Origin of the sequence: Janthinobacterium sp. CG_23.4 (assembly GCF_029892305.1) — a bacterium.
Classification (GTDB): domain Bacteria; phylum Pseudomonadota; class Gammaproteobacteria; order Burkholderiales; family Burkholderiaceae_D; genus Janthinobacterium; species Janthinobacterium lividum_D.
The window spans coordinates 4,867,008-4,893,704 of sequence record NZ_JARXUX010000001.1 but is presented as its reverse complement, the minus strand read 5'-3'; the positions used below and the strand labels follow the sequence as shown (position 1 = coordinate 4,893,704).

The 26,697-nt window shown below is 59.1% G+C and carries 17 protein-coding genes; 9 read left to right on the top strand and 8 right to left on the bottom strand.

Annotated features, from left to right (window positions below):
• Window positions 1–4 precede the first annotated feature (4 nt).
• Complete coding sequence (locus H4V96_RS21900; protein ID WP_196856978.1) at window positions 5–4,516, bottom strand: response regulator; 4,512 nt, start codon at window positions 4,514–4,516, stop codon at window positions 5–7.
• 287 nt (window positions 4,517–4,803) lie between these two features.
• The gene (gene glmS, locus H4V96_RS21895; RefSeq protein ID WP_196856979.1) at window positions 4,804–6,633 is read right to left on the bottom strand and encodes a glutamine--fructose-6-phosphate transaminase (isomerizing); all 1,830 of its coding nucleotides are present in this window, start codon (window positions 6,631–6,633) and stop codon (window positions 4,804–4,806) included.
• A gap of 159 nt (window positions 6,634–6,792) precedes the next feature.
• Here glmS and H4V96_RS21890 point away from each other — a divergent pair, with 159 nt between their 5' ends.
• Window positions 6,793–7,266 (top strand): Lrp/AsnC family transcriptional regulator, encoded by a 474-nt coding sequence (locus tag H4V96_RS21890; protein WP_010393847.1) that lies wholly within the window; start codon window positions 6,793–6,795, stop codon window positions 7,264–7,266.
• Window positions 7,267–7,571: 305 nt separating this feature from the next.
• On the opposite strand, the gene H4V96_RS21885 is transcribed toward H4V96_RS21890, so the two are convergent.
• Window positions 7,572–8,297, bottom strand: coding sequence for a response regulator transcription factor (locus H4V96_RS21885; protein ID WP_280721155.1), 726 nt, complete (start codon window positions 8,295–8,297; stop codon window positions 7,572–7,574).
• 56 nt (window positions 8,298–8,353) lie between these two features.
• Between H4V96_RS21885 and H4V96_RS21880 the strand changes: the two genes are divergently transcribed.
• A complete protein-coding gene (locus tag H4V96_RS21880; RefSeq protein ID WP_196856980.1) occupies window positions 8,354–10,360 on the top strand; it encodes a sensor histidine kinase in 2,007 nt (668 codons plus the stop codon).
• 439 nt (window positions 10,361–10,799) lie between these two features.
• Here the strand turns inward: H4V96_RS21880 and glmU are convergent, their stop codons facing one another.
• Window positions 10,800–12,176, bottom strand: coding sequence for a bifunctional UDP-N-acetylglucosamine diphosphorylase/glucosamine-1-phosphate N-acetyltransferase GlmU (gene glmU, locus H4V96_RS21875; protein ID WP_196856981.1), 1,377 nt, complete (start codon window positions 12,174–12,176; stop codon window positions 10,800–10,802).
• A 27-nt stretch (window positions 12,177–12,203) separates the two neighbouring features.
• Between glmU and H4V96_RS21870 the strand changes: the two genes are divergently transcribed.
• The 4 genes from H4V96_RS21870 (at window position 12,204) to H4V96_RS21855 (ending at window position 14,717) form a co-directional block, all read left to right on the top strand.
• Window positions 12,204–13,109: a DUF6279 family lipoprotein gene (locus H4V96_RS21870; protein ID WP_196856982.1), complete on the top strand. Its 906-nt coding sequence runs from the start codon at window positions 12,204–12,206 to the stop codon at window positions 13,107–13,109.
• Window positions 13,110–13,178: 69 nt separating this feature from the next.
• Complete coding sequence (gene rsmD / locus H4V96_RS21865) at window positions 13,179–13,838, top strand: 16S rRNA (guanine(966)-N(2))-methyltransferase RsmD (RefSeq protein WP_010393836.1); 660 nt, start codon at window positions 13,179–13,181, stop codon at window positions 13,836–13,838.
• Between the two features lie 100 nt (window positions 13,839–13,938).
• On the top strand, window positions 13,939–14,436 hold the full coding sequence (gene coaD / locus H4V96_RS21860; protein WP_010393833.1) for a pantetheine-phosphate adenylyltransferase: 498 nt from the start codon (window positions 13,939–13,941) through the stop codon (window positions 14,434–14,436).
• 14 nt (window positions 14,437–14,450) lie between these two features.
• Window positions 14,451–14,717 carry a YfhL family 4Fe-4S dicluster ferredoxin gene (locus tag H4V96_RS21855; protein ID WP_010393832.1) on the top strand — a complete coding sequence of 89 codons (267 nt, stop codon included), beginning with the start codon at window positions 14,451–14,453 and terminating at the stop codon, window positions 14,715–14,717.
• A gap of 378 nt (window positions 14,718–15,095) precedes the next feature.
• Here the strand turns inward: H4V96_RS21855 and H4V96_RS21850 are convergent, their stop codons facing one another.
• Window positions 15,096–15,401 carry a hypothetical protein gene (locus H4V96_RS21850; RefSeq protein WP_010393830.1) on the bottom strand — a complete coding sequence of 102 codons (306 nt, stop codon included), beginning with the start codon at window positions 15,399–15,401 and terminating at the stop codon, window positions 15,096–15,098.
• A 191-nt stretch (window positions 15,402–15,592) separates the two neighbouring features.
• Between H4V96_RS21850 and H4V96_RS21845 the strand changes: the two genes are divergently transcribed.
• Window positions 15,593–16,573: a LysR family transcriptional regulator gene (locus H4V96_RS21845; protein ID WP_010393829.1), complete on the top strand. Its 981-nt coding sequence runs from the start codon at window positions 15,593–15,595 to the stop codon at window positions 16,571–16,573.
• A gap of 52 nt (window positions 16,574–16,625) precedes the next feature.
• Here the strand turns inward: H4V96_RS21845 and H4V96_RS21840 are convergent, their stop codons facing one another.
• Window positions 16,626–18,185 (bottom strand): methyl-accepting chemotaxis protein, encoded by a 1,560-nt coding sequence (locus tag H4V96_RS21840; protein WP_196856983.1) that lies wholly within the window; start codon window positions 18,183–18,185, stop codon window positions 16,626–16,628.
• A gap of 202 nt (window positions 18,186–18,387) precedes the next feature.
• Window positions 18,388–18,843 (bottom strand): Lrp/AsnC ligand binding domain-containing protein, encoded by a 456-nt coding sequence (locus H4V96_RS21835; protein ID WP_010393827.1) that lies wholly within the window; start codon window positions 18,841–18,843, stop codon window positions 18,388–18,390.
• Between the two features lie 207 nt (window positions 18,844–19,050).
• On the opposite strand from H4V96_RS21835, the gene putA reads away from it, so the two are divergent.
• The gene (putA, locus tag H4V96_RS21830) at window positions 19,051–22,704 is read left to right on the top strand and encodes a trifunctional transcriptional regulator/proline dehydrogenase/L-glutamate gamma-semialdehyde dehydrogenase (RefSeq protein ID WP_196856984.1); all 3,654 of its coding nucleotides are present in this window, start codon (window positions 19,051–19,053) and stop codon (window positions 22,702–22,704) included.
• A 73-nt stretch (window positions 22,705–22,777) separates the two neighbouring features.
• Here putA and H4V96_RS21825 read toward each other — a convergent pair whose 3' ends face one another.
• Window positions 22,778–23,536: a 5'-methylthioadenosine/adenosylhomocysteine nucleosidase gene (locus H4V96_RS21825; protein ID WP_196856985.1), complete on the bottom strand. Its 759-nt coding sequence runs from the start codon at window positions 23,534–23,536 to the stop codon at window positions 22,778–22,780.
• 1,476 nt (window positions 23,537–25,012) lie between these two features.
• Between H4V96_RS21825 and H4V96_RS21820 the strand changes: the two genes are divergently transcribed.
• On the top strand, window positions 25,013–26,638 hold the full coding sequence (locus H4V96_RS21820; RefSeq protein WP_010393822.1) for a GMC family oxidoreductase N-terminal domain-containing protein: 1,626 nt from the start codon (window positions 25,013–25,015) through the stop codon (window positions 26,636–26,638).
• Window positions 26,639–26,697 lie beyond the last annotated feature (59 nt).

Here is a 26,697-nt window from a genome sequence, read left to right as displayed (position 1 = left end):
GCAATTAAGCGGCCTCAGCCAGCGCGCCTTTCAGGGCCGTACAAAGCTCGAGGCCGGCGCTAAAGTCCAGTGCACGTATCGCCTGGCCCAGCGCATCGAGAGTGTGCTGATGAGCAGGTAAGTGCATACCTTCGAGTTCGTCAAAGACGGATAAGGCCAGCATATTGGAGGCGGCCAACAGTTGCGCCAGCCGATCAAGCTGCGCCGCCAGGAGCGGCTGGTCCGGTGCCCGTGGCGGAAGGGCGGCAGGACTGTAAAAGGCGGCGCGCTGGCCTGCGTGGTCGGCGGCACTGACACAGGCATCGAACAAGGGGTCCAGCGATGGCCAAGGCTGGCTGGTCGATGCCAACAGCGCGTGTTCCACCTCGGCGGCGAGTGTCGCCAAAGCCTCGGCGCCCACCAGCGCGGCGATGCCCTTGAGATTATGCAGGATTTGGGCCGCGCTGCTGCGCTGCCCCTCCAATGCGGCGGCGCGCAAGCGCTCGCTCAAGGTGCGTGATTCGCCCGGAAAGGCTTGCAAGGCGCGCGCATAGGTGGCCTGGTTTCCGCCCAAGCGTGCCAGCGCGGCCGCTTCGTTCCACGCCGATACCAGTGGCTCTGGCTGCGCTGCAGCCGCCACCGCCGCTGCGGGCTCGCGGGCGTAGGACAGATGCCGGCCGGACTGGCAGTGGTGGCGGATCACGCTGACCAGTTCTGCCAACTGGAAAGGCTTGCCCACATGATCGTTCATGCCAGCGGCCAGCGCCTCGGCACGATCGCTGGCCATGGCGTTGGCGGTAATGGCGATGATGGGCAAGTTCGCCAGATCGGCGCGCTGGCGTATGGCGCGGGTCGCGCTGTAGCCATCCATGCCGGGCATTTGCACATCCATCAGCACCGCATCATAGGCATCGTCTTTGCCAGTGACCATGGCCACCGCCGCCAGACCATCATTGGCGACCACCACCGTCGCCCCTTCCGAGCACAGCAGTTCACGCGCCACCTGCTGGTTGATGGCATTGTCTTCCACCAGCAGCAGGCGCAGGCCGGCAAGCTGGCCTGCGCCATGTGGCTCGGGCGCTGCCGTGAGCGAAGCCCCCAGGCGCAATTCTGCCACGACATCATAGAGGGCCGACGCCGTCAGCGGCTTGCTGACGGCACCATCAAACAACGCCGGTTGTGCTTCCTGCAGCAATGCGCATTCTTCACTGCCACTACCCGCCGTCAGCGCGATCAGGATCGGGGTTGGCGTGAGGTCCAGGCACCGCAGCCGTTCGGCAGTCTGGCGGCCGTCCAGATCGGGCATGCGCCAATCGAGCAGGATGACGTCGTAGGAAGCACGACTCGCCAACTCCAGCGCAGCGCGGCCACTGGCAGCTTGCCGCACCTGCCAGCCCAAGGACTGAAGCATGTTTGCGCACGTACTGCGGGCGCCATCATGATCATCCACGATCAAACAACGCAGGCCGGTCATTTTCTGCAGCACGTCGGTGGGGTGATACGCCGGATCGCGCTGGCAAACGATGGTGAAGCGGAATGTACTACCGCTGCCGCGCTGGCTGTCGGCCTCAAGCTGCCCACCCATCATCGACACCAGGCGTCGGCTAATGGCCAGACCCAGGCCGGATCCGCCGTAACGGCGCGCGGTGGAGGCGTCAGCCTGGGCGAAGCCGTCAAAAATGCGCTCCAGCTGCTCCGGCGCGATGCCGATGCCGGTATCGCGCACGGAAAATTCCAGAACGAGCTCGTCACCACGCGTTTCCAGCACCGCCACCCGCACATGGATTTCGCCCGCATCGGTAAACTTGACGGCGTTGCCCGCCAGGTTGATCAGGATCTGCTGTAGGCGCATGGCATCGCCGACGATACAGGCCGGTACGTCGGCGCACTGTTCAAAGATCAACTCTACCGGTTTTTCGCCCAGATTGGTCGACAAGATAACGCCGATCTCACGCAGCAGACGGTCGATATTGAATGGCTGTAGTTCGAGAGCCATCTTTCCAGCCTCGACCTTGGAAAAGTCCAGGATGTCATTCAGAATGCCCAACAATGCGCGCGCGGCCGCTTCGGCCTTGCTGGTATAGTCAGACTGGCGTGTAGCGAGGCCGCTACGCTGCAGCAGCTGCAGCATGCCCAGGATCGCATTCATCGGCGTGCGGATTTCATGGCTCATGTTGGCGAGGAATTCAGATTTGGCGCGGCTGGCCTGCTCGGCCTCGGCAGTGCGCTGGCCCAGCGTACGGTTAAGCAATTCCAGATCCAGCTGGGCTTGCTTGAGTTCCGTCACGTCGAACACCAGCACAATGAAGCCGCGCACGTCCTCGCCCTCGACATCGGGGATGTAATGGGCCCAGATATGGCGCTGGGCGCCATCGCTCATGGTCAGGCTGCGCTCGAATCGCTGCGGCTCGCCGCACAAGGCGGCCAGCACATAGTTTTCATTTCGTTGGAAGATTTCGTCGCCCAGCAAGGCGCGCAAGTGGATGCCCGACATCTCGGCCTTGCTGCGGCCGAACCACTTCAGGTATGCGCCGTTAGAGAAGCGGCACAGCAAGTCGGCGTCCCAGTACGCCACCATGCCGGGAATATTGTCGGCCAGGCTGTTGAGGAAACGATGATTGGCGACGAGCTGCTGCTCCACCGCGCGCTGGGCGCTCAGGTCTGCGGCCATGCCGAGGTAGCCCATGAGCGCACCGGTATCATCCTTCAGCGTCGTGACAGCCAGCAGCACCGGCACCGCACTGCCATCTCGCCGGAGGTACGTCCACTCGTGCTCGTTGGGCAGCCCGCGCAGCGCCTTGACGACAAACACCTCGAACCCCGGTTCAATCTCCTCACCCAGCTGCAAACTGAATTCCTTCGCCCGGGACGCCACTTCCGCCGGGTCGTGGAACAAGGCGGGCGTGTGTTGTGCGATAAGGTCAGCGGCCTGGTAGTCGAGCAGTCTTTCCGCTGCCGGATTGAATGTGATGATCTTGCCCTCGAGGTCGGTGGCGATGATGGCGTAGCCAGCATGCTGGAATATCGCCTGTTGCATGGCCGAGACCTGTCGTATTTGCGCAGTGCGTTCGGCCACCTGCATTTCGAGAGAACGGTTCAGTTCCAAGATGCGCGCCTGCGCTGCGGTTTGTTCGCTGATGTCGCGGGCGGTTTTGGCAGCACCGATCACGCGGCCGCTGGCGTCAAGAATGGGAGAGATCGTCACCGCAATATAAAGCAGCGTGCCGTCACGCCGGCGTCGCCGGGTATGCTGGTTAGTCACGACCTCGCCGTTTTTTACCCGCTCCAAGATGGCAGCGTCCTGGGCTAGCGCGAAGTCGGGAACGATCAATGCGGCCAGAGAGTGCCCGATTGCCTGCTCGGCGGTATAGCCGAACATGTGCTGGGCGCCCTCATTCCAGCTGCTTACGCGGCCGTCTAATGTCTGGCCGATGATGGCGTCGTGCGAGCTGCGCACGATGGCCGCCAGCTCTTCAATCTGTTTACTGGCGCGGCGGCGCATCGTGCGCAGCAAGTAAAGAACCAGCGCCGCCGCGATGCACAGGCCCGCTACGATGCGCAGCTGCGACCAGCGTGCCGCTTCTGCGGCCGTCTCGGCCACGCTGTCGGGCAAGGCCAGCGTCAAGGTCGGGTTGCGTGCCGGGGCGTCGAGGTCGAGTCGCACCGGCGCGCTGAAGGCGTGCAGGATGCCCTCCGGACCGGCGAGCCGATACAACACCTGGCCGCTATCGGCCTGATCCGGGACGATTTGGTAGTCGCGTTGCCAGCGCGTGCGCGGCAACGCGGCGCGAGGGGCTATCAAATAGCTGCCATCGGGGGCGGTAAGAAACAACTGGAACTCTCGGCCCAGGCTGCTGTGCAGGCTGGCCAGCATGGCATCCGCATCCGCGCTCATGACCACCATCCCGAAAACCGCACCGTTCGCACCGAACACCGGCGTGGCGGCGTGGATCACCCGCTGATCAGGGCCATACGAGCAGCCGCTCGGTGCTTCCAGGCGCAATTCCGACAGATAGACTTGTCCCGCCACGAGTTTGCTCGCAGCCAGGAAAAAATCTTCTGCGCCATGACGCGTCAACGCGTTGGCCGGCACGGTGCTGACCTGTTGGCCGAGGCGCTGCGTGCGTAAAATCTCCTTGCCGCCGTCTACCAGGCCGATGAAGCGGATACAGGTCAATTCCCGGTTGGCTTGCATGAAATTGCCAAAGATCTGCCCCAGGCGCCGTTCCCACAGGAAGCCACTGGATGCCTCCTGTGGGTCGTAACCATGATGGGCGATGGCGCGTGTGACACCGCCGACCGGCGGCACGTTAGCAAGGAAAACTACATCGCGGCGCATCGACGCCAGCGCGGTAGAGATGGTTTCGCTGCGCAGGTTGACGGAGGCGCTCATCCGCGCAGCGTAGCCGCTTAGTATCTGGCGCCGCTCGCGTTCGCCGGCTTGATAGGTCAGCATGGCCGCCACCGCCAGTACACCAATGAGCGCAATGAACAGGGCGACTTTTGCGCTCTGCGAACCAAGTCTCCGTTGCAGCATGGCTATCCTTATCGAAGGGGTACACGATGCTAACATGTCTTCCAAACAATTAACTCATAGTATCTTGTAATCGGTCGGTAGACCAGTCGCTGCGGCGCCAGAACCGTGCGGCCAGGCGGCGTGCAGCAATGGCCACAGATGCCGGCATGGTCGCGTTCGCGCTCTGAACTCGGCAGCAACGAAAAATGGCGCAGCCCATTACGGACTGCGCCATTCGCGACAAACATTTTTAGTTTGTGTCAAACTTTTTTATTGATTGACACTGCCTTGTAAGGCAGTGGCAGATCTTATTCCACCGTCACCGATTTGGCCAAATTGCGCGGCTTGTCCACATCCGTGCCGCGCGCCAGTGCCGTGTGATACGCCAGCAATTGCAGTGCCACCACGTGCAGGATCGGCGACAAATCGCCGTAGTGCTCGGGCAGGCGGATGACGTGCAAGCCTTCGCCGGAGCTGATGCGCGAATCGACGTCGGCAAAGACGTACAGCTGGCCGCCACGGGCGCGCACTTCCTGCATATTCGATTTCAGCTTTTCGATCAGGGCATCGTTCGGTGCGATGGTGACGACCGGCATTTCATTCGTCACCAGGGCCAGCGGGCCATGCTTCAATTCGCCGGCCGGATACGCTTCGGCGTGGATATAGGAAATTTCTTTCAGTTTTAGCGCGCCTTCCAAGGCAATCGGATAATGCATGCCGCGGCCCAGGAAGAGGGCGTTTTCCTTGCGCGCAAATTCTTCGGACCAGGCGATGATTTGCGGCTCCAGCGCCAGCACGGACGCGATGGCGACGGGCAGGTGACGCATGGCTTTCAGGTGCGCCGCTTCCTGTTCTTCGCTCAAGCGACCGTTGACTTGCGCCAAGCACAAGGTCAGCAGGAACAGGCCCGCCAGCTGCGTCGTGAAGGCTTTGGTCGACGCCACGCCCACTTCCACACCGGCGCGCGTGATGTAGGCCAGCGCGCATTCGCGCACCATGGCGCTGGTGGCCACGTTGCAGATGGTTAAGGTGTGCAGCATGCCCAGGCTGCGCGCATGCTTCAGGGCGGCCAGGGTATCGGCCGTTTCGCCGCTCTGCGAAATCGTCACCACCAGGGTGTTCGGGTGCGGCACGCTGTCGCGGTAGCGGTATTCGCTGGCCACTTCCACGCTGACGGGCACTTTGGCGATCGCTTCGATCCAGTACTTGGCGGTCATGCCCGCATACGAGCTGGTGCCGCAGGCCAGGATCAGCACGCGGTCGATCTGCTTGAAGATGGCATAGGCGTTGTCGCCGAACAGTTCCGGCATGATGCCGGTCACGCCTTCTAGCGTGTCGCCGATGGCGCGCGGCTGCTCAAAAATTTCCTTCTGCATGTAGTGGCGGTACGGACCCAGCTCGGCTGCCCCGGTGTGCGCATGCACGGTTTTCACTTCGCGTTCAACGGACTTGCCATCGACGTCGACGATCCAGCAGCGCGACAGTTGCAGGTCGACCACATCGCCTTCTTCCAGGTAGATGATCTGGTCCGTCGTGCCGGCCAGCGCCATGGCGTCGGAGGCGACAAAATTTTCACCATTACCCAGGCCGACGATCAGGGGCGAGCCCTGGCGCGCAGCCACCACGCGGTGCGGCTCGTCGCGGCAGAACACGGCAATCGCATACGCGCCATCGAGGCGTTTCACGGCTTGCTGCACAGTCTCGAACAAGTCGCCGTCGTACATGTGTTCGACCAGGTGGGCAATCACTTCCGTGTCCGTCTGGCTCTGGAAGACGTAACCCAAGGCCGTCAGCTCGGCGCGCAATTCATCATGATTTTCAATGATGCCGTTGTGCACCAGCGCTACGCGGGCGTTTTCTTCCGTTGGGGAAAAGTGCGGGTGGGCATTGAAGGAAACAGGGGCGCCATGCGTGGCCCAGCGCGTGTGGGCGATGCCCGTAAAACCGCTCAAGCCTTCTTCGCCGATCTGCTTTTCCAGCTCGGCGACGCGCGACGTGGAGCGCGAACGCTGCAAACGGCCATCGGCATGCAGGGCGATGCCACAGGAATCGTAGCCACGGTATTCCAGGCGCTTCAAGCCTTCGAGCAGGATGGGAGTGATATTACGTTGCGCTACCGCGCCGACAATGCCGCACATGGAAACCTCTATCTATGTTAATCAATGCAAACATGCTAATGCAGAGCACATGAAATATGCTTTCTAAATAGATATATTTTTGACTAAATATTTCACGACTATTTCACGATGAAATATTATTTCATTTATACTCGATATATTTTTCAATTCATCAAAATAATGAGCGAACACAACATCATCCTCGACGAGATTGATCGTCGCATCCTGAACGCCTTGCAAATTGATGCATCGCAGACCAACAGTGAGCTGGCGCGTTTGGTGCATGTTTCGGCGCCCACTTGTTTGCGGCGCGTCAAGCATTTGACGGAAAGCGGCGTCATCGAGCGGCAGGTGGCCATCGTCGCGCCGCAACTGGTGGGGGCGCGCCTGACGGCCATCGTGGAAATCACGCTCGACGTGCAAGCGGCTGAACGCATGGCCGAATTCGAACAACTTGTGGCGCTGGAAGCGGCCGTACTGCAGTGCTACCGCGTCTCGCCCGGCCCCGACTTCGTGCTGATGGTGCAGGTGGCCGACATGCCCGCCTACCATGCGCTGGCGCACCGTCTGTTTGCTGCGCACGCGAATGTGCGCAATGTGAAAAGCTATTTTTCCACATTGCGCAGCAAGTTCGAGACGCGCATCGCCGTCTGATGTAGCAACAGCCGATTATCCACCGCTTACCCACATGTTTGTACGCATCTTGCACACCGCTTATACGGCACTTTTGCACAGGCTTATGCACAAGCAGGCTACGCTGCATGAGCGATGGCATCGGCATTTTTCTGCCACCATCTCCAGACGCGACGACGCCGCACCCGGCAAGCCAGTGCTGCTCATGCATACCGGCAGAGCAAGGCATTGCTAGAGTGACTTTTACACCGCTTTCACACAGCTTGCCAACAGGCTTTTGCACCACTTGTCGACAGGTTTATCCACAGCTTTCACAGGCGAAAAACTCAGAGACACACTTGCGCGTCGGCATAAAACCGGTAGCCGGCATTGCGCGCGGTGTTGATGGGCAAGGTCATGCCGCAGGCCTGCTCGACCTTGCGCCGCAGGCGGCTGATCTGGGTATCCAGGCGGCGCTGGTCATAACTGAGAAAATCCTCGTCCATGGACTGGACGATCTGCTGGCGACTGACGATGTGCTCCGGTTCCGCCATCAGGACGTGCAACACCGTGGCATCCTGTTGCGACAACGCGATGGCCTCGCCACCGGGCGGCAGCAGACGGCGTGGCCCCAATTCCAGCACCCAGGCCGTAACGGGCGCGACGCTGACAGCAGCGGCCGACTCGCCCAGGCGCCGTACCAGCGCGCCCAGGGTGGCGGCCAGTTCGTCGAGGTCGGCGCTCTTGGGCAGATAATAGTCGGCGCCGCCACTGAGCCCGTTCACCTTGTCGCGCGTCGTGCCGCGCGCCGTAAACACGACGATGCCGATGGGCCGCCCCTGCTCCCGCAAGGCGCGCACCAGCAGCATGCCTTCGCCGTCGGGCAAGCCCAAGTCAATCACGGCGATGCGGTGCAGCGCCGGTGCGTAACAGGCATGAAACGCCGCCATATCGGCCACGGCGGTCACGCGATAGCCGCAGTCGCCGAGAAACTCGGCCAATTCCTGCCGCAGCACGGCTTCGTCTTCAAGCAAAATGAGGTTCAACATGGCGCAAGGATAATCGATCGTCATGCTGCCGAGAAGTAAGCCGCAAGGGCTTCATGCACCGCATGATAAGCTCCTGCGCCATGAAAATCCTGTTCGCCCTTGCCCTCTTGTTCGCCACCTTGCAACCCTTGGCCGGGCTGGCCGCGCCCATGTCGGCGCCACTCACGCTACCGGCCAGCGGTCAGCCCGTGTCGGCCAGCGGCCATATGCAGATGCTGCGCGACACTTCCGGACAGCTCGATCCGCAGGCCGCGCTGGCCGCGTCAGGCTGGCAGCCACTGCCTGGCGCCGTGAGTGCCGGCTATACGCAAGATGCCATCTGGTTGAGCCTAGAGGTAACACGCGCGGCGCAGTCAGCCGATGAATGGGTGTTGCGCTTTAGCAACGCAGGACTCGATGACGTACGCCTGTATCGCCAGGATAGGGCTGGACACTGGCTGCTGCAACAGGCGGGTGCCAACGTGATCCGCAACGCCTGGCCCATCGATGCGCGCCAGGTGGTGTTTCCCGTGCAGTTGCAGCCGGATCAGCCGCAGCGCTGGCTGGTAAGGCTGACCAGCAAGAAAGCCATGTCGACCGAGCTGACGTTGTTGCCCAGCGCCAGCTTCGACGCTTCCTCGCGCCGCGAATACCTGTATTACGGCTTGCAGTTCGGCAGTTATTTACTGCTGATCCTGTTTCATATCTTTTTCTGGCGCATGACACGCGAGGCCCACAGCGGCTGGTACCTGCTATATGTAACGACGAGTGCCATCACGGAGGCGCTGACCATCGCCATCCCCCAGCAAATCTTCACCATGCCAAATCAGCTGTCCGACCCCATGCTGGGCATATCGATGGCCATGTCGCTTGCCGCCGGCGCGCGTTTTTCCACCTTGCAACTGGAGCTGCCCGCTGTGTATCCGCGTTTCAGCCGCGCGGTGGTGGGCATCACGGCCGCCACCACCCTGTGTGGGGCGCTGCTGGTACTGCACGGCGACTATGCCGCAGGCGTGCTGATGGTGCAAATGACAGCCTTGCCGCTGATCGCACTACTGACCTGCCTGGCCAGCTGGCTGGCGCTGCGCGGCCATCGCCCGGCGCGTGCCTTTCTATTCATTTTTGGCATTTTCTACGCCGGTGTCATCATCAGCTTCTTGCGCAACATGGCCTTGGTGCCGCCGAATTTCTGGAGCAACCATGCAGCCACCCTGGGCGCCTTTGTCCACATGATGCTGATGAGCCTGCGCCTGAACCGACGTTACGCCGAATTGCGCCGCGCCAAAGACAGGGCACAGGCCGAGGCTGTGCATGCCGTGCGCGCACTCAATGAACGCCTGGAAGAGCAGGTGGCGCAGCGCACGCTGGCGCTGCAACAGGAAATCGGCCGGCGCGCCGTGCTCGAAGGAGAATTGCGGGCTGCCCTGGAAGTGGAAACCCGCACGCGCGAAGAACAGCAGGATTTCGTTGCCATGGTGTCGCATGAATTCCACACGCCGCTCGCCATCATCAACACCACGGCCCAGCAAATTGCCCGCAACACGGAAGCGCCACGGGAAAAAACCTTGCAGCGCTGCCAGAATTTACGCGCAGCAAGCAGCCGCATGGCGGCACTGGTGGATGAATACCTGAGCGCCGACCGCATGGAAACGAGCGCGGCGACGCTCTGTCAGCAGCCATGCGACTTGCGCGCCCTGCTGCAAGCCGTGCTGGCCGAATGGCCCGATGGCCGCATCGACGCCAGTGTGCAGGCGCTGCCCGACAGCATCATGGCCGATGCCAGCCTGCTGCGCGTGGCCCTGCGCAATCTGCTCAGCAATGCTGACCGGTATGCGCCGCAGGCCCAGGCAATTCGTGTGCAAGCTGTCACACTCGATGATGGCCGCGTACAGATCATCGTCAGCAATGCGGGCGAGCCCGTGCCTGCAGATGAAATCCCGCGCCTGTTCCAGAAATACTTCCGCGGCCGCATTGCCCAGCACAAGCCTGGCGCCGGCTTGGGCCTGTACCTGGTGCAACGCATCGCCAAATTGCACGGCGGCCAGGTCACCCTCGACAGCGCCGGCAACAACGGCACCATCAGCTTCGCCTTGCGCCTGCCCGCCTGATTTTCGCCCACGTTTGCGCCCGCGTTCCCGATTGCATTAATCGCAAATCGCTGAGTTTCGCTCAACGTCCAATTTCCACGACGCTATCCACTGGCGATGCACACACTTTTCCACAGGTTTATCCACGGCCATGCGTGGATAAACGGCACTGAAGTACAGTTATCCCTACTTATACACCGATATTACAGCGCTTATGCGCGCTCTTATGCACAGACTTGTCCACAATACAGGGATAAACACCGCTGCACCGCTGGCAGCGAGCGACAATCGAAGAAAAAGGCAGCACGAGGCGCGCGCCAAGCGGTAGAGAGAGACTTGGCTAAAGCTTATGCACGGGTTTGTACACAGGCTTGTGCGCCACTTGTACGACACTTTACCCACATAGTTATCCACAGGCGGGCTGCAAGGCCTGCCTGTGTGCAACAGTGGACGGCGCAGCTTACTTCTTGATTTTCTCGGGGCGCGTCCAACCCTCGATACTCACTTGCCGCGCGCGCGAGACCGTCAACTTGCCGGCCGGCGCATCTTTCGACAGCGTCGTGCCGGCGCCCAGGGTGGCCCCCTTGCCGACGGTAACAGGTGCGATCAGCTGGCTGTCGCTGCCAATGAAGGCGTCGTCTTCGATAACGGTGCGGAACTTGTTGACGCCATCGTAGTTGCAAGTAATCGTGCCGGCGCCGATGTTGACCCTCGAACCGATGCTGGCGTCGCCGATGTATGCCAGATGGTTGGCCTTGCTGTGCGCGGCGACCTGGCTATTTTTCACTTCGACAAAGTTGCCGATATGCACGTCTTCTGCCAATACCGTACCCGGGCGCAAACGCGCGTAAGGGCCGATGAGAGAGGCAGCACCGACGACGGCGTCCTCGATATGACAAAACGGCTTGATGTGCGCACCAGCGGCCACGGTGGCGTTGATGATGACATTGTTGGCACCGACGCGCACGCCATCGCCCAATTCCACGCGGCCTTCGAACACGCAGCCGACGTCGATGCTGACATCACGGCCGCAGATGAGTTCGCCGCGCACATCGATGCGGGCCGGATCAAACAGGGTCACGCCCCGCTCCAGCAACGCTTGCGCGATATTGTTTTGGTGGATGCGTTCCAGCTGCGCCAGCTGCACCTTGCTATTGACGCCCGCCACTTCCCACACGGCAGCCGGATGCGCCGAGGTGACGGCTACGCCATCGGCGACGGCCTGGGCGACGATATCGGTCAGATAATATTCCCCTTGGGCATTGTCATTCGACAAAGACGACAGCCACTTCTTCAGCGCCACAGTGGGCGCGACCATGATGCCGCTATTGATTTCGCGGATGGCCCGCTCGGACGACGTGGCATCTTTTTCCTCGACGATGCGCACGATGGCGCCGTGCTCGCGCACGATGCGGCCCAAGCCGAAGGGATCGTTCTGTTCCACGGTCAGGATGGCCAGCTGGTCCTTGCCGGCCGCTTGCACCAGTTGCTGCAGGGAGGCGGCGCTGGTCAGCGGCACATCGCCGTACAGGATCAGGGTCGGCACGGCGTCATCGAGCAAAGACAGCGCTTGCTGGACGGCGTGGCCGGTGCCCAGCTGCTGGGCCTGCTCTGCGGCGTCGATCTGTACGGCGTGGCTGGCGTTGTAGCTGTCAAGCAACTTCAGGACCGCTGCGCCCCCATGCCCATAAATCACGCATAATCGAGACGGCGCCAGGCTGCGCGCCGTGTCGATGACGTGCGACAACAGCGGCTTGCCAGCCAGCGGGTGCAATACCTTGGGCAGTGCCGACTGCATGCGTTTGCCCATACCAGCAGCGAGAATGACAACGTTCATAGTGCGTAATTTTTATAAGTTAATAATATGAAAAAGTTTAACACGCAGCCCCCGTCTTCCACGCCCTTCAAGCGCATTACTTATGCCGTACTGGCCATCGTGCTGGTTGTCATGGCCGGCTGCAGCGGCTTGCGCCTGGCCTACAACAATGGCGATACCGTGCTGTACTGGTGGCTGAACGCCTATGTCGACCTGGACCGCGACCAAAAAGGCTGGGTGCGCGAAGACATCGACAAGCTGTTTGATTGGCACCGCAAGACGCAATTGAAGGATTACGTGGAAATTTTGCGCACGGGCCAGAAGCAGCTGCAAGGCAATATCACGCAAGCGGACCTGATGGCAGACTACAGCGAGATCAAGCAACGCACCCAGGCGCTGCTGCTGAAAGCGGCGCCCGAGCTGGCCGAGCTGGCACGCTCACTCAAGCCCGAGCAGATCGCGCAGGTGGAGAAAAAGTTCAAGTCGAACAATGACGATTACCGCAAGAAATATCTGAGCGGTGACCAAGACAAGCGCCAGAAACTGCGCTACAAGAAAGCCATGGAGCAATTCGAATTGTGGTTCGGCAGCTTCAGCAGCGAGCAGGAAGCCATCATACGCAAAGCATCGGACGCGCGCCCGTTGAACAATGACATCTGGCTCGACGAACGCATGCGGCGTCAACAGAACGTATTGGGCCTGGTCAAGAAAGTCCAGCAAGAAAAACTCGGCAAGGAAGCCGCCACAGCCTTGCTCACGACGCTGATCAAGGACAGTTTCGAGCGCCAGGAACATTCCGAGCACAAGGCTTTTTTTGACAGCTACGAAGCGAGCACGGCGCAGATGGTCTTGACGCTGATCAAGATCACCACGCCGGCGCAAAAAGCCCACGCCATCAAGCGCATGCAGGGCTGGATCGACGATTTCAATTCCCTGGCGGCACAGCCCAAATAGACAGGCAGCGCCAGCAGGGGAGCTGGGGCATTATGCTATAGTGGCCGCCATCGAATTGAAGAAATCCCCATGCAAAAAAAGATAAAAAAACCCGCCAAAGTCCCTGTCCACCACGCGCCGCCACCGAACCAGGTACGCATCATCGGCGGCCAGTGGAAACGCTCCGTACTGCCTGTTTTACAGGCACTGGGTTTGCGCCCGACACCGGACCGCGTGCGTGAAACCGTATTTAACTGGATCAACCACTTGCGCGATGGCGACTGGGCCAACGCCCAGGTGCTGGACCTGTTCGCGGGCAGCGGCGCACTGGGCTTCGAAGCGGCCAGCCGCGGCGCCGCCGCCGTCACCATGGTCGACACGCACACACCCGTGATCCGCCAGCTGGAACAGAACAAGGTGAAATTACGCGCCGACAACGTGGAGCTGCTGCGCGGCGACGCCCTGTTGACGGCGCAAGGCATGGCCTCGCGCGGCCAGCGTTTCGACCTGATCTTCCTCGATCCGCCATACCAGCAAGATTTCCTGGCCAAGGTATTGCCTTTGTGCGCCAAGCTGCTCAAGGAAGGCGGCATGATTTACGCGGAATCGGGCTTGTCGCTGGTATTCGATGACAGCAGCACACTGGAAAAACCAGAGTGGATGGCAGGGTGGGAAGTCATCCGCGCCGACAAGGCGGGCACCGTTTATTATCATTTGCTAACTTACAACAAAGTGCCGGCAACTGCCTGAATCTGCCTATAAATGAGGCAAAATGGCTTCCTGGCCCCGGGCGCAGCACCAATTTCAGGCATAATGCGCGTCTATATTGGTGCATCGTTAGGGAGCCGCAATGGTTGTAGCCGTTTATCCAGGAACGTTCGATCCGCTCACGCGCGGTCATGAAGATTTGGTGCGCCGCGCATCGGGTCTGTTTGACAAGCTGATCGTCGGTGTGGCCGACAGCAAGAACAAGCAACCGTTTTTCTCGCTCGACGAACGCCTGGAAATCGCCAATGAAGTGCTGGGTCACTATCCGAATGTGCAGGTGGAAAGCTTTTCCGGCCTGCTCAAGGATTTCGTGCGCACGCACGAAGCTAGAGTCATCGTGCGCGGCTTGCGCGCCGTTTCCGACTTCGAATACGAATTCCAGATGGCAGGCATGAACCGCTACCTGCTGCCCGATGTCGAAACCATGTTCCTGACGCCGTCCGACCAGTACCAGTTCATTTCGGGCACCATCGTGCGCGAAATCGCGGCGCTGGGCGGGGACGTCTCCAAGTTTGTCTTCCCCTCGGTGAACCGCTGGCTGCAAAAAAAGATTGCTGCCAACGCTGCATCATCGCAATAAGTAAGAGTGAAATCATGGCATTACTGATCACCGACGAATGCATCAATTGCGACATTTGCGAGCCAGAGTGCCCGAATGATGCGATCTATATGGGCGCGGAAATCTACGAAATCGATCCCAACAAATGCACCGAATGCGTGGGACACTTTGACGAGCCGCAATGCCAGCAAGTGTGCCCCGTCAGCTGCATCCCCTTCAATCCCGCCTGGCGCGAAAGCCCGGAGCAATTGATGGCCAAGTACGAACGCCTGCAGGCGGAACTGCCTGCGACGAAGGCCTAAGCACTGCTCCAGCGCCTCAGCGCCGCCCGCGCAGCGCTGCCAACCGTTCTACACTGCGTGCTGACATCTCCACAGTCTATGCTTTCCACGGAGGTAGAAGATGCACATCAGCACATCCCGTTTGGGCCGCCCCCTGGCTTGTGCCTGTCTGTGCGCCGCCGTCGCACAAGCTGCACTGACCGCCGAGGTAGGCGGGGTCAAGCTAGGCGACACGGTGCCGGAGCTGGCCTTTTACACTGCGCTGCTGAAATCTGGATCGGTAGCCATCCGGCTGACGCCGTATTGCGCACGCATTTGCTGGGCGACATGGCCTGAACAAAAACGCGGGCGTAAAAAAGCCGGCTCACGCCGGCGTATCATTGTGCAACAGTTTATCGCTCAGGCGCGTGTCGACAGAGCGCGCAATTCGGCGGCATTGCTGGGCGACACGCCATCCATCTTGCCCAGAGTGCGCTGCAAGGCTCGTGCTTCGCGCATCTGTTGACGCGCCTGACGCTCTTCGCGGCTCAGTTTGGGACGCACCAGCAGTACCATGGCGCGGGCGATGCCCACCAGCAAAGGCTTGAACAGCAGGGAGAATGCGCCCACGGCGACGATCACCAGCACGAGTTGCAGGGTGTTCAGCAGGGAAATCTCCAGCACGGGTGCGGATACTGCGTACAAGGCGGAGGCGAAGGTGGACATACTGTTCCTGTGCATTATAGAATTTGTGAGTACTATAGTGCAGTGCAACATATAAATCTAATTCCATTTCCTGATACCAATTATATGAATCGTGAATGGAAAACTGTAATATTTTTTGTGAGTGAAAATTTTTGCGCCCGGCGCGGTTTACACTCCTAAGTAATCAATTCAACTTTTACCTTGGGCTTTCCATGAGTTTTCTGACGCTGGATCTGAACTTGCTGCGTGTTTTCGACGCCGTCATGACGGAACAAAACCTGACGCGCGCAGCCGGCCACCTGGCGATGACGCAGCCGGCGGTATCGAATGCCATCAAACGCCTGCGCGAGAGCCTCGGTGACGAATTGCTGATACGCACGGCGTATGGCGTGAAACCGACGCCCCGTGCCGAAGCGCTGTGGCCGTCCGTGCGCTCGGCCCTTGCCAGCCTGGAAGCGGCCGTCACGCCGGAAACCTTCGACGTGTCGAAAACACATGCCACCTTCCGCATGGCCATGGCCGACGCGACCGCCGCGTTCTGGCTGCCCTCCCTGATGCGCTCGATCGAAAGTGAGGCACCGGGCGTGAATGTGCGCATGATGCCACTGACTACGCGCGAACCGCGTCCCATGCTGCTGCGCGGCGATATCGACCTGGCCGTGGGCTTCTTCCCCGGCGTGGCGGCGCAATTGTCGAGCGAAACGGGTTCGCCCATCCGCCATGAGCGCCTGTATTCCGGTAAATATGTGTGTGTGATGCGGCGTGGCCATCCGCTGGCCGACAAAGAATTGACCTTGGATAACTATTGCGCAGCGAACCATTTATTGGTGAGTTTTTCCGGCCGCGCGCATGGCTTGATCGACGAGGCGCTGTCGCAAATCCATCGCGAGCGGCGCATCTTGCTGACGGTCAACCAGTTCTTCACGGCCGGACGCGTAGTGGCCAATTCCGACCTGATCACGGTCTTGCCGCGCCACTTGATCGCCTCGACGGGCATGACGGAATCGCTGCTGCACAAGGACCTGCCGCTGACCCTGCCAGCCGTCCACCTGGACATGCTATGGCACGAACGCGACGCTCGCAGCCCCGCCCACAAATGGCTGCGTAATCATCTGGAAAGCATGAACACGCCCACCCTGCGCACGGCCACGGCGGCCGGCGGCGGTGTGGCGGCCAAGCCGCATATGGAATAAAGCGTAGCCGGCTCAAGAAAAAACGCCTGATGAGGATGCATCAGGCGTTTTGCTATGCGTGGTTGCTGGAGCGATAGCCGATTCGGAAACCACCCCAATGCTTGCCATCGACGTGGATGGGCACAGATAAATCATGCATGACTTCGCCCGTGTCGCGCTTGTACGTCTGCAACAGGAACGGTTTGGTATTGCTGCCGCAGCGCGACCCAGTGCGGTCACTGAAGATGCGCTTGGTGCGGTTATTCACGATATCGATGGCGTAATCGCCCGTCAGCGGCTGCGAAAATTTCTTGTTGTGCGTTGGAAAATATCCATTGTTGTCGACAGCGCCCGCATACGCCAGGTAGGGCAGGGCGGCCAGCACGCTTTCCTGCAGGTCCGGCAATACCTTGTCCGTAAACGCGTCGAACTTCGTGTTGTGCTTGGGCGGATTGGTGTTCGGGATAGGGCGATAGTGGCGGTCGAACAGGGCTTCGCGCGTGATGCGCCCGGCAGCGATAGCTTGCTCGAACAGTTTGCCCACCTCGCGCGCGGCGCGCTGTGCCGCGATACGGATCTCATCGTGCGGCGTGCTCACACCCGATTCGCCCAGGGCGCCGGCGATCACTTCGGCGCGCTCGGCCAGGGCCATGGCCGACTGCGTGGCGCGCGGCAATTCGACATTCGTCGACAGCATGCTGTCGCGGATTTTCAGGATGGCGTCGGCGATCAGCTGCGTCGTATCGACGTGTTCGCGCGAGGCATGGGCGATTTGCCCGATCTCGTCTTCCGACACGCCCGAGGATTCCTCGATGTGGGTGAGCGAGGCATGCACGCTTTCCACATTGCGCGCCGCTTCCGTCACGCCCGTCGCCAATAAACTCATGCCGCGCGCCGCTTTTTCCGACTGCTCATTGATTTCGCGCACCATCACGCTGATTTCATCGGAAGCTTCCTTGGTGCGCTGCGCCAGTTGCCGCACTTCGCCGGCCACTACGGCAAAACCGCGCCCGTGTTCACCGGCGCGCGCAGCTTCGATGGCGGCGTTCAGCGCCAGCAAATTGGTGCGTGCAGAAATATCGGAAATGGCTTCCGTAAAACCGGTGATGCGCTTGGATTTTTCCTGCAAGCTCAGCATGGTGCCTGAGGCGCCTTGCGCTTCCTCGCGTGCCTTATTGATGCGGCGCAAGCCCTGGTCCACTTCGGCGCGCGCCGCCACGCTTTCCACGCGCACGCCGGCAGCTACCTTGGCGGCACGTTCCGCGTTGGCGGCGATCTTTTCCGTCGTCACGGCATTTTGTGCGGAGCTGTCGGCGATCTCACTGGCGGTGCGCACATCGAGTTCCACCTTTTGTTTGACGGAATCGACAAAGTACGAGGTTTCTGCGGCGCCTATCATGATAGCGTCGATGGCCTGGCCCACCGTGTCGGCAAACTGGTGCAAGCCATGCTCAGCACGCGTGCGGCCGTCGAACGCCAGCAGCGCAGCGCCAATGGCAGCGGCCAAGCAGGCAATCAGATACGGATGGTCGCCGCCGAAAAGCAGCAGAAGAAAGACCAGACAACAGGCCACGGCCATTGCCAGGATGGTCAACACAAGGATACGCACCAGCTGATGCTGCAACTGCTTCATTTGTCCCCCGCTGCACGAACCCGTCACGTCCCCAGGGGAACGTGCTATAGCCGTATGCGACTGGGCACGATTGCCCACCTTGCACCCTGAACGTGACGTCTGCGCGGCGTTTCAGGCGGCTACCGGATAGCAGAATTGTAGCTCTACCCTACAACATTTGCTCCGATAGCTCAATCATAAAAGTTGGCTAGCTGCAATACGCTCACTTAATCGGCAATTTGGTGGTATTTTTTACCTCTTCCATGACGGCATAAGTGTGGGTTTCGCGCACACCTTTCTGCAACAGCGTCTTGCCCAGGAATTCGCGGTAGGCGGCCATGTCCTTGACGCGTGCCTTGACCAAGTAATCGAAGCCGCCAGCGACCATATGACATTCGAGTACCTCTGGAATGATTTGTACGCTATGCTTGAAGGCGTCAAACACTTCCGGCGTCGTGCGATCGAGCACGACTTCGATGAACACCAACAGCGACACGTCGAGCAGCTGCGGGTTCAACTGTGCCGTATAGCCCATGATGTAACCGGATTCGTGCAACTTGCGCACGCGCTCCAGGCAAGCGGCCGGCGACAGGTTAACGCGCGCGGCCAGCTCCACATTGCTGATGCGTCCATCGCTTTGCAATTCCATCAAGATTTTCTTACTGATCTTGTCCAGCATTACCGTCACCCCCAAAATTAATATTATTTGGTTAAATTGTCGCATCAAAAACTATCTATTGCTAGTCCCCTGTATTACCAGAATTAATCCACAAGAATCCCCTTTACAATCAAATCATCTTAGCGTCCGACTTTGCGTATTTTTTTGCACAAAAAAAGAGCAAGAATTACCTTGGTTTTCGTCCCCATTTCCTTGTAAAGAGCACTTATGCACCCTGCAGGCCCCTCGGCTTTTACCCCGATTCCTTTTGCTGCGTTCCAGGCAGAAATCCTGCCCGAAGCGACCCTACAACGCGCCGCCATCACCGCCGCCTATAGGCGCGATGAGGTTTCCGCCGTGCAGTGGCTGTTGCAACAAGTGCGCCCCAGCAGCACCGAAACGACGGCCGAGGGACAAGCCCTGGCGCACCGCCTGGTCTCGAACGTGCGCCACAAACGCACACGCGCATCCGGCGTCGATGCGCTGATGCACGAGTTCTCGCTGTCGTCTGAAGAAGGGGTTGCATTGATGTGTCTGGCTGAAGCGCTGTTGCGTATACCCGACAGTCAAACGGCCGACCGTTTGATCGCCGACAAAATCAGCAAGGGCGACTGGCGCAAACATCTGGGCGAATCGCCGTCGCTGTTCGTGAATGCCGCCACCTGGGGCTTGCTGATCACGGGCAAACTGGTCAGTACCAGCAGCGAATCGGGCCTCGGCTCGGCCATGAGCAAGCTCATCGCCAAAGGCGGCGAACCGCTGATACGCAAAGGTGTCGACCTGGCCATGCGCATGCTGGGCAACCAGTTCGTCACGGGCCAGACGATCGAAGAAGCCTTGAAAAACAGCCGCGAGAATGAAACCCGCGGCTACCGCTACTCGTACGACATGCTGGGCGAAGCGGCCCTGACGCAACAGGATGCCGCCAACTACTACGCCTCGTACGAAACCGCGATCCACGCGATCGGCAAGGCGTCGAACGGTCGCGGCATCCGCAACGGCCCTGGCATTTCCGTGAAACTGTCGGCACTGCACGCGCGCTACAGCCGCGCCCAGCGGGCCCGCGTCATGGAAGAATTATTGCCAAAAGTCAAAGCGCTGCTGTTGCTGGCCAAACAGTACAACATCGGCTTCAACATCGATGCGGAAGAAACGGATCGTCTGGAGCTGTCGCTGGACCTGATGGAAGCACTTGCCTTCGATGCAGACCTGGCCGGCTTCGAAGGCATCGGTTATGTGGTGCAGGCGTATCAAAAACGCTGCCCCTACGCCATCGATTTCCTGATCGACCTGGCGCACCGCAGCGGCCGCAAGTTCATGGTGCGCCTGGTCAAGGGCGCGTATTGGGATGCGGAAGTCAAACGCGCGCAAGTCGATGGCCAGGACGGCTATCCCGTCTACACGCGCAAGGTCTACACGGACGTCTCTTACCTTGTGTGCGCACAAAAATTGCTCGACGCCAGCAGCCTGATCTATCCACAATTTGCCACGCATAACGCGCAAACCTTGTCGACCATCTACACCTGGGCACGGCGCGACGGTATTACCGACTACGAATTCCAGTGCCTGCATGGCATGGGAGAAACCCTGTATGACCAAGTCGTCGGTCCCGATAACCTGGACAAGCCGTGCCGCATTTACGCGCCCGTCGGTTCGCATGAAACCCTGCTGGCCTACCTGGTGCGCCGTTTGCTGGAAAACGGCGCCAACTCCTCGTTCGTCAACCAGATCGTCGACGAAAGCGTGGCCATCGATAGCCTGATCCGCGATCCTCTGGAGCAGGCACGTCTGCAGGGCGGCTTGCCGCATCCATCGATCCCCTTGCCGCTGGACATGTTTGGCAGCGAACGCAGGAACTCGGCCGGCCTGGACCTGTCGAATGAAGACACCTTGCGCACGCTGGCCACCGGCCTGGCGCAACAGCAGCAATGGCAGGCAGCGCCGTTGATCGATGGCGCCGTCAGCCTCAATAGCCCTACACAGCTGCTGCATAATCCGGCCCAGCACGACGATGTCGTGGGCAAAGTCATGCAAGCCGGTCCGGCCGACGTAGAAACGGCGCTGGCCAGCGCCAGCGCTTACGCCATGAACTGGCAAACGACAGAACCATCGGTCCGCGCACAAGCGTTACTACGCGCGGCCGACCTGTTTGAAGAGCACCACATCGAGCTGATGGCCCTGGCCGTACGCGAAGCGGGTAAATCCTTGCCGAACGCGATCGCGGAAATCCGCGAAGCCGTCGACTTCCTGCGCTACTACGCAGCGCAGGTAGAACATGCGCCGAACACCGTGGCACTCGGTCCCGTCACCTGCATCAGTCCGTGGAACTTCCCGCTGGCCATTTTTACGGGCCAGCTGGCCGCCGCCCTGGCAGCAGGCAACGTGGTGCTGGCCAAGCCGGCCGAGCAAACGCCATTGATCGCCTACCGCGCCGTGCAACTGTTGCATGCGGCAGGCGTGCCGCGCGGTGCACTGCAATTACTGCCTGGCAGTGGCGAAATCGTCGGCGCCGGCCTGTGCAATGACGCGCGCGTCAAAGGCGTGATTTTTACGGGCTCGACAGAAGTAGCGCAATTGATCAACCGCAACTTGGCTGCGCGTGCCGTGGCCGAAGGCATCGACATTCCTTTGATCGCCGAAACCGGTGGCCAGAACGCCTTGATCGTCGATTCGTCTGCCTTGCCGGAACAAGTGGTGCAAGACGTCATGTCGTCGGCCTTTGACAGCGCCGGCCAGCGCTGCTCGGCCTTGCGCGTGCTGTTCCTGCAGTCGGAAATCGCCGACAAGACTATCCATATGCTCAAGGGCGCCATGCAGGAATTGCGCGTAGGTAATCCTGACCGACTGGCGACCGATATCGGTCCTGTCATCGATGCAGAAGCGCAAAGCAATCTGCTGGCGCACATCAACAAGATGAAAAGCGTCGCCATCAACCATTTTTCGCTCGATTTGCCTACCGTGAAAGGCACGTTCGTCGCCCCGACCGTGCTGGAAATTAAGTCGCTGGCGCAATTGACGCAAGAAGTCTTTGGCCCCGTGCTGCACGTGATCCGCTATAAACGCTCCGAACTGCCGCAACTGGTGCAATCGATTAACGACAGCGGTTACGGCTTGACCCTGGGCATCCATACGCGCATCGATGAAACCATCGCCTTCATCACCAAGCGCGCGCATGTGGGCAATATTTATGTCAACCGCAACATCGTCGGCGCCGTCGTCGGCGTGCAACCGTTCGGTGGCGAAGGCAAATCGGGCACGGGCCCGAAGGCGGGCGGCCCGCTGTATCTGAAACGTCTGCAACACAATGCACCGACCGGCGCACAGCACCAGCGCCAGGCGCCGCCGGCATTGGATGCACTGACCGTATGGGCAAAGATGCATGGCCACGACCAGGTCGAGCAGTTGGCGCAAGACTATGCACGTATCACTTTGCTGGGCAGCACCATCGTCTTGCCAGGCCCGACCGGTGAACGCAATACCCTGAGCTTTGCCGCACGGGGCACGATTTTGTGCGCGGCGGCCACCTCCGGCACCCTGATGAACCAATTGGCAGCCGTACTGGCCACCGGTAACCAGGCTTTGGTGCTGGCGCAATCGCCGGATCTGATCCCTGGCGATTTACCTGCGGCGCTGAAGGACCGTATTCAGGTCATCAGCAGTCTGGCATCGATCAAGCATGATTTCCAGATCGCCATGATCGAGCCTAGCCTTGCTGGCCAGCTCAAACCGCTGCTGGCGTCCCTGGAAGGGGCTCTGGTGGGCACCATCGCCACTACCCAGGAGGGTGTCATCCCTCTGTGGCGCCTGGTCGCTGAGCGGGCGCTGTGCGTGAATACGACGGCAGCCGGCGGCAATGCGAGTTTGATGATGCTCAGCGTCTAAAATTTAAGCAGGCAGCTAACAAAAGAGGGCAGAACCATTGGTTCTGCCCTCTTTTTTACACTACGCCCAGGAGTTAGCCCGCCAGGCGCTGACACAGTCTTTGAATCACGGCAAACGCATACGGCGAGGCGACCGTTTGCACAAAACGCATGAAGTCGACGGCCGCCTCTTCGTTAGCGTTATCGGAAATGGTACGCATGACCGTAAACGGCACGCCCAGTTCAAAACACACTTGTGCCACGGCGGCGCCTTCCATTTCGACGGCCAGCAAATCGGGAATATCCGCTTTCAGCTGTTTCACGTGCATGGCGCTGCTGATGAACTGGTCGCCGCTGGCGATCAAGCCGCGGTGGACTTGCGCGTGCTGTAACGCAAACTCTTGCCTTTCCGACGCCTGTATTACTTTGGCAAGTTCATCGCGCAAAAAATCTTTTGCCGCACCGGCCAGTTGCGTACTCAACTCAAGATCCGTGGCGAAGCGTTGCAAGCCCGTTAGCGGCACTTCGAAGCGGGGAAACAAAGGCCGCGCGTCCATATCGTGCTGTAGCAGCGCTTCTGCCACCACGATATCGCCGACGTTGACGTGTGGATCGGCGCTGCCGGCGACGCCGGTGAAGACAATGTGGGTAACTGCGTACTTTTCCACAAGGATAGACGCTGTCATGGCAGCGGCAACCTTGCCCAGACGCGACAGGACGCACACAGCGTGGATATTCCAGAGGGTGCCTAGGGTGAAGTCACGCATGCCGTGCGAACGCTTCTGGGGGCCTTGCATGGCTTCTACCAGCCCCTGCTGTTCTTCGTGTAAGGCACTAATGATGCCTAAACGCATTTTTTTGCTTGAATTCATGCTGTCTTTACAGGTTTTTTGGATTGCAAGACTGTTTTTATGGTGAAAACACCTGTTTGGGCGACTTTTCCACCGTTTGCGTTTGTCTCTGTGTTTTAAATAAAGACGTATACATAAAAATAGTAGTGATAGTAAACGCTCGTTTTTTTGTGGATAAGTCGGTATATCGTTGAAGAATCATCGACTTAGCGCACAAAAAAGTAGGCGCACAAGCATTGTATCTACGTAGGACTTGTTTGGGATAAAAATTGAGCTGTGGACAAAGAACGACTTTTCCCACATCTCGTCCTGTGGATATGCAGACACTTATCCACAGTGCCTAGCGAAAATCAGGGCTTTTTTTGCCGTAGTGGCATGTTTGACCTGTTTCACATGCTCTGACGCTTGTTTGGCAATCAGACTTGAGCGACCACGAATGTCGTTCCTTCGCGAATGCTGGCATCGAGTGGATTCTTGGCAGACGGTTTGGTAGTGGGTCGTGATGTCGTCGTTGGCTTTGACGTTTTATGCATGTTTTTTGGAAATATCCGTGGACTTCCGCTTTTTTCATTGATTTACAATAAATCTATATATAAAAATAGTAGTAATAGTAAACGCAGTTTTTTCTGTGGATAAGTCGTTTTTTTTCAACAGGATCAACTGTTTACGCGAAAAATAAAACGTGCATAATCGTTGTATCACGCGAGGAGTAAAATTGTATAAAATGCCGGCCTGCGCATAACTTCGTGTTTACTCACAAGTCATCCTGTGGATATCAAGTGACTTATCCACAGTCGATGCAAATCCTCTCTTTTTTCTACATCGAACCGCATGCTGGCACTGTGCCTGTTCAGGCATGTTGACGTTGACATTTTGCATAACGGTTTTGCAGTGCTGTGTGCGTGATGCCGGTTGCGCTGGTTTTCGTCGCTCAGTTGTTGGCTGTTTTTTTTGACAGCACAAGCAGCTTGCCCGCATTTTTTTGAAGACAGGTTGGCTGATGCCGTTGACGGTGAACGGCAAGCAAAGTGTGTGTCGTCAGGTTTACCCTAACAAGTACGTATACAAGAATAGTAATAGTAGTTAACGCTGACATTTTCTGTGGATAAGTCTTGATTTATCCTTGTAAACAAGTGCTTGGCGTGCGGATAAGCGCTGAGTAAGCGGTGTATCTGCGTGGGATGGTTTCTGAACAAAAAAACGCCGCCGAAAAAATTTTTCGTTTACGCACATATCGTCCCTGTGGATATCCATACGCTTATCCACAGCCTGCGACCGCCGTTTTGCCCTGTTTTTTTGCTCGCTGCCATGTTTGTTCCTGTCGCTGGCGGCGATTAATGTCGCCCTGGTGCAGCACTGGTGGTAATCTTAATGTGGCGCAACAGCTATGCACGCATGAAGAAAGACAGACTCTGGTAAAGGCACGCGGTGGGGAGACACGCCGCGCGACAGCTTGATGGCATACCAAAAGGAGCTTCATTGGAATCAGCAGGCGAATACGACTACATCATTGTGGGCGGCGGTACGGCAGGCTGCGTGCTGGCCAACCGGCTCACACGCGACAAGGACGCCAACGTTTTACTCGTGGAAGCGGGTGGCAAGGACGATTATGTATGGATACACATCCCTGTAGGCTATCTGCATTGCATCGGCAATCCCCGCACAGACTGGTTGTATGCCACGCAGGCAGAGGCGGGACTCGGTGGGCGCAGCTTGATGTATCCGCGCGGCAAAGTGCTGGGCGGTTGTTCTTCCATCAATGGCATGATTTATATGCGCGGACAGGCCAATGATTACGACCACTGGGCCAACTTGACGGACGATGCATCCTGGCGCTGGGACAAAGTCTTGCCGCTATTCAAACAAAGCGAGGATCACTACGGCGGGGCCTCGGAAAACCATGGCGTGGGCGGCGAGTGGCGGGTGGAAAAACAGCGGCTATCGTGGGATATTTTGAACGCTTTTCGCGACGCGGCGCAGCAGGTTGGTATTCCAAAAACCAGTGATTTCAATGGCGGCGACAACAGCGGCAGCGCGTATTTCGACGTCAACCAGCGCCGCGGCATCCGCTGGAATACGTCGAAAGCATTTTTAAAACCGGCCGCCCGCCGTGCGAATCTGACCATCATGACGGGTTGTCACGTGGAACGTCTGCTGCTGGAAACGACGCCAACGGGAGCGCGCTGCACGGGTATCGTGTTTACCGGCGGTGGCACGCAGTGGCAGGCGACGGCCAAGCGGGAAACCTTGCTCACGGCGGGCGCCATCGGCTCACCCCAATTGTTGCAATTGTCCGGTATTGGCCCGGCCGCCTTGCTGCAGCAGCATGGCATTGTTCCCGTGCTCGATATCGCTGGCGTGGGCGGCAATTTGCAAGACCATCTTCAGCTGCGCATGGTATTTAAAGTGCAGGGCGTGAAAACCTTGAACGTAATGGCGGGCAATTTGCTGGGCAAGATGCAGATCGGTTTGCAATATGCCTTGTTTCAGAGCGGGCCCATGTCGATGGCGCCGTCGCAACTGGGTGCGTTTGCCAAGTCCGATCCGCAGCAAGCCACGCCGAATCTGCAATACCATGTGCAGCCCTTGTCGCTCGACAAATTCGGCGAGCCGCTGCACACGTTTCCCGCGTTTACCGCCAGCGTATGCAATTTGCGCCCCACCTCGCGCGGCCATGTGCAAATCGCCAGTGCCGACAGTTATGCAGCGCCAAACATCGTGCCTAATTACCTCAGTACGCAGCACGATCTTAGCGTGGCGGCCGACGCCTTGCGCCTGACGCGGGCCATTGCCGCCGCGCCCGCCTTGAAAAAATTTGCGCCGCAGGAATACAAGCCTGGCTTGCAATTCCAGAGCGAGGAAGAACTGGCGCAGGCGGCCAGCCAGATCGGCACCACCATCTTTCACCCGGTGGGCACTTGCCGCATGGGCCTTGCCAGCGATGCATCGAGCGTCGTCGACAGCCAATTGCGCGTGCTCGGCGTGGCAGGTTTACGCGTCGTCGATGCTTCCATCATGCCGTACATTACTTCTGGTAATACCAACTCACCGACCGTGATGATCGCGGAAAAAGCAGCGCAAATGATACATGCGGCCTGGAAATGAGCACGTGCCAGCATGGCTTTGCGCCATTCGGGCTGGCGAAAATTCCCCGTAGTTATACT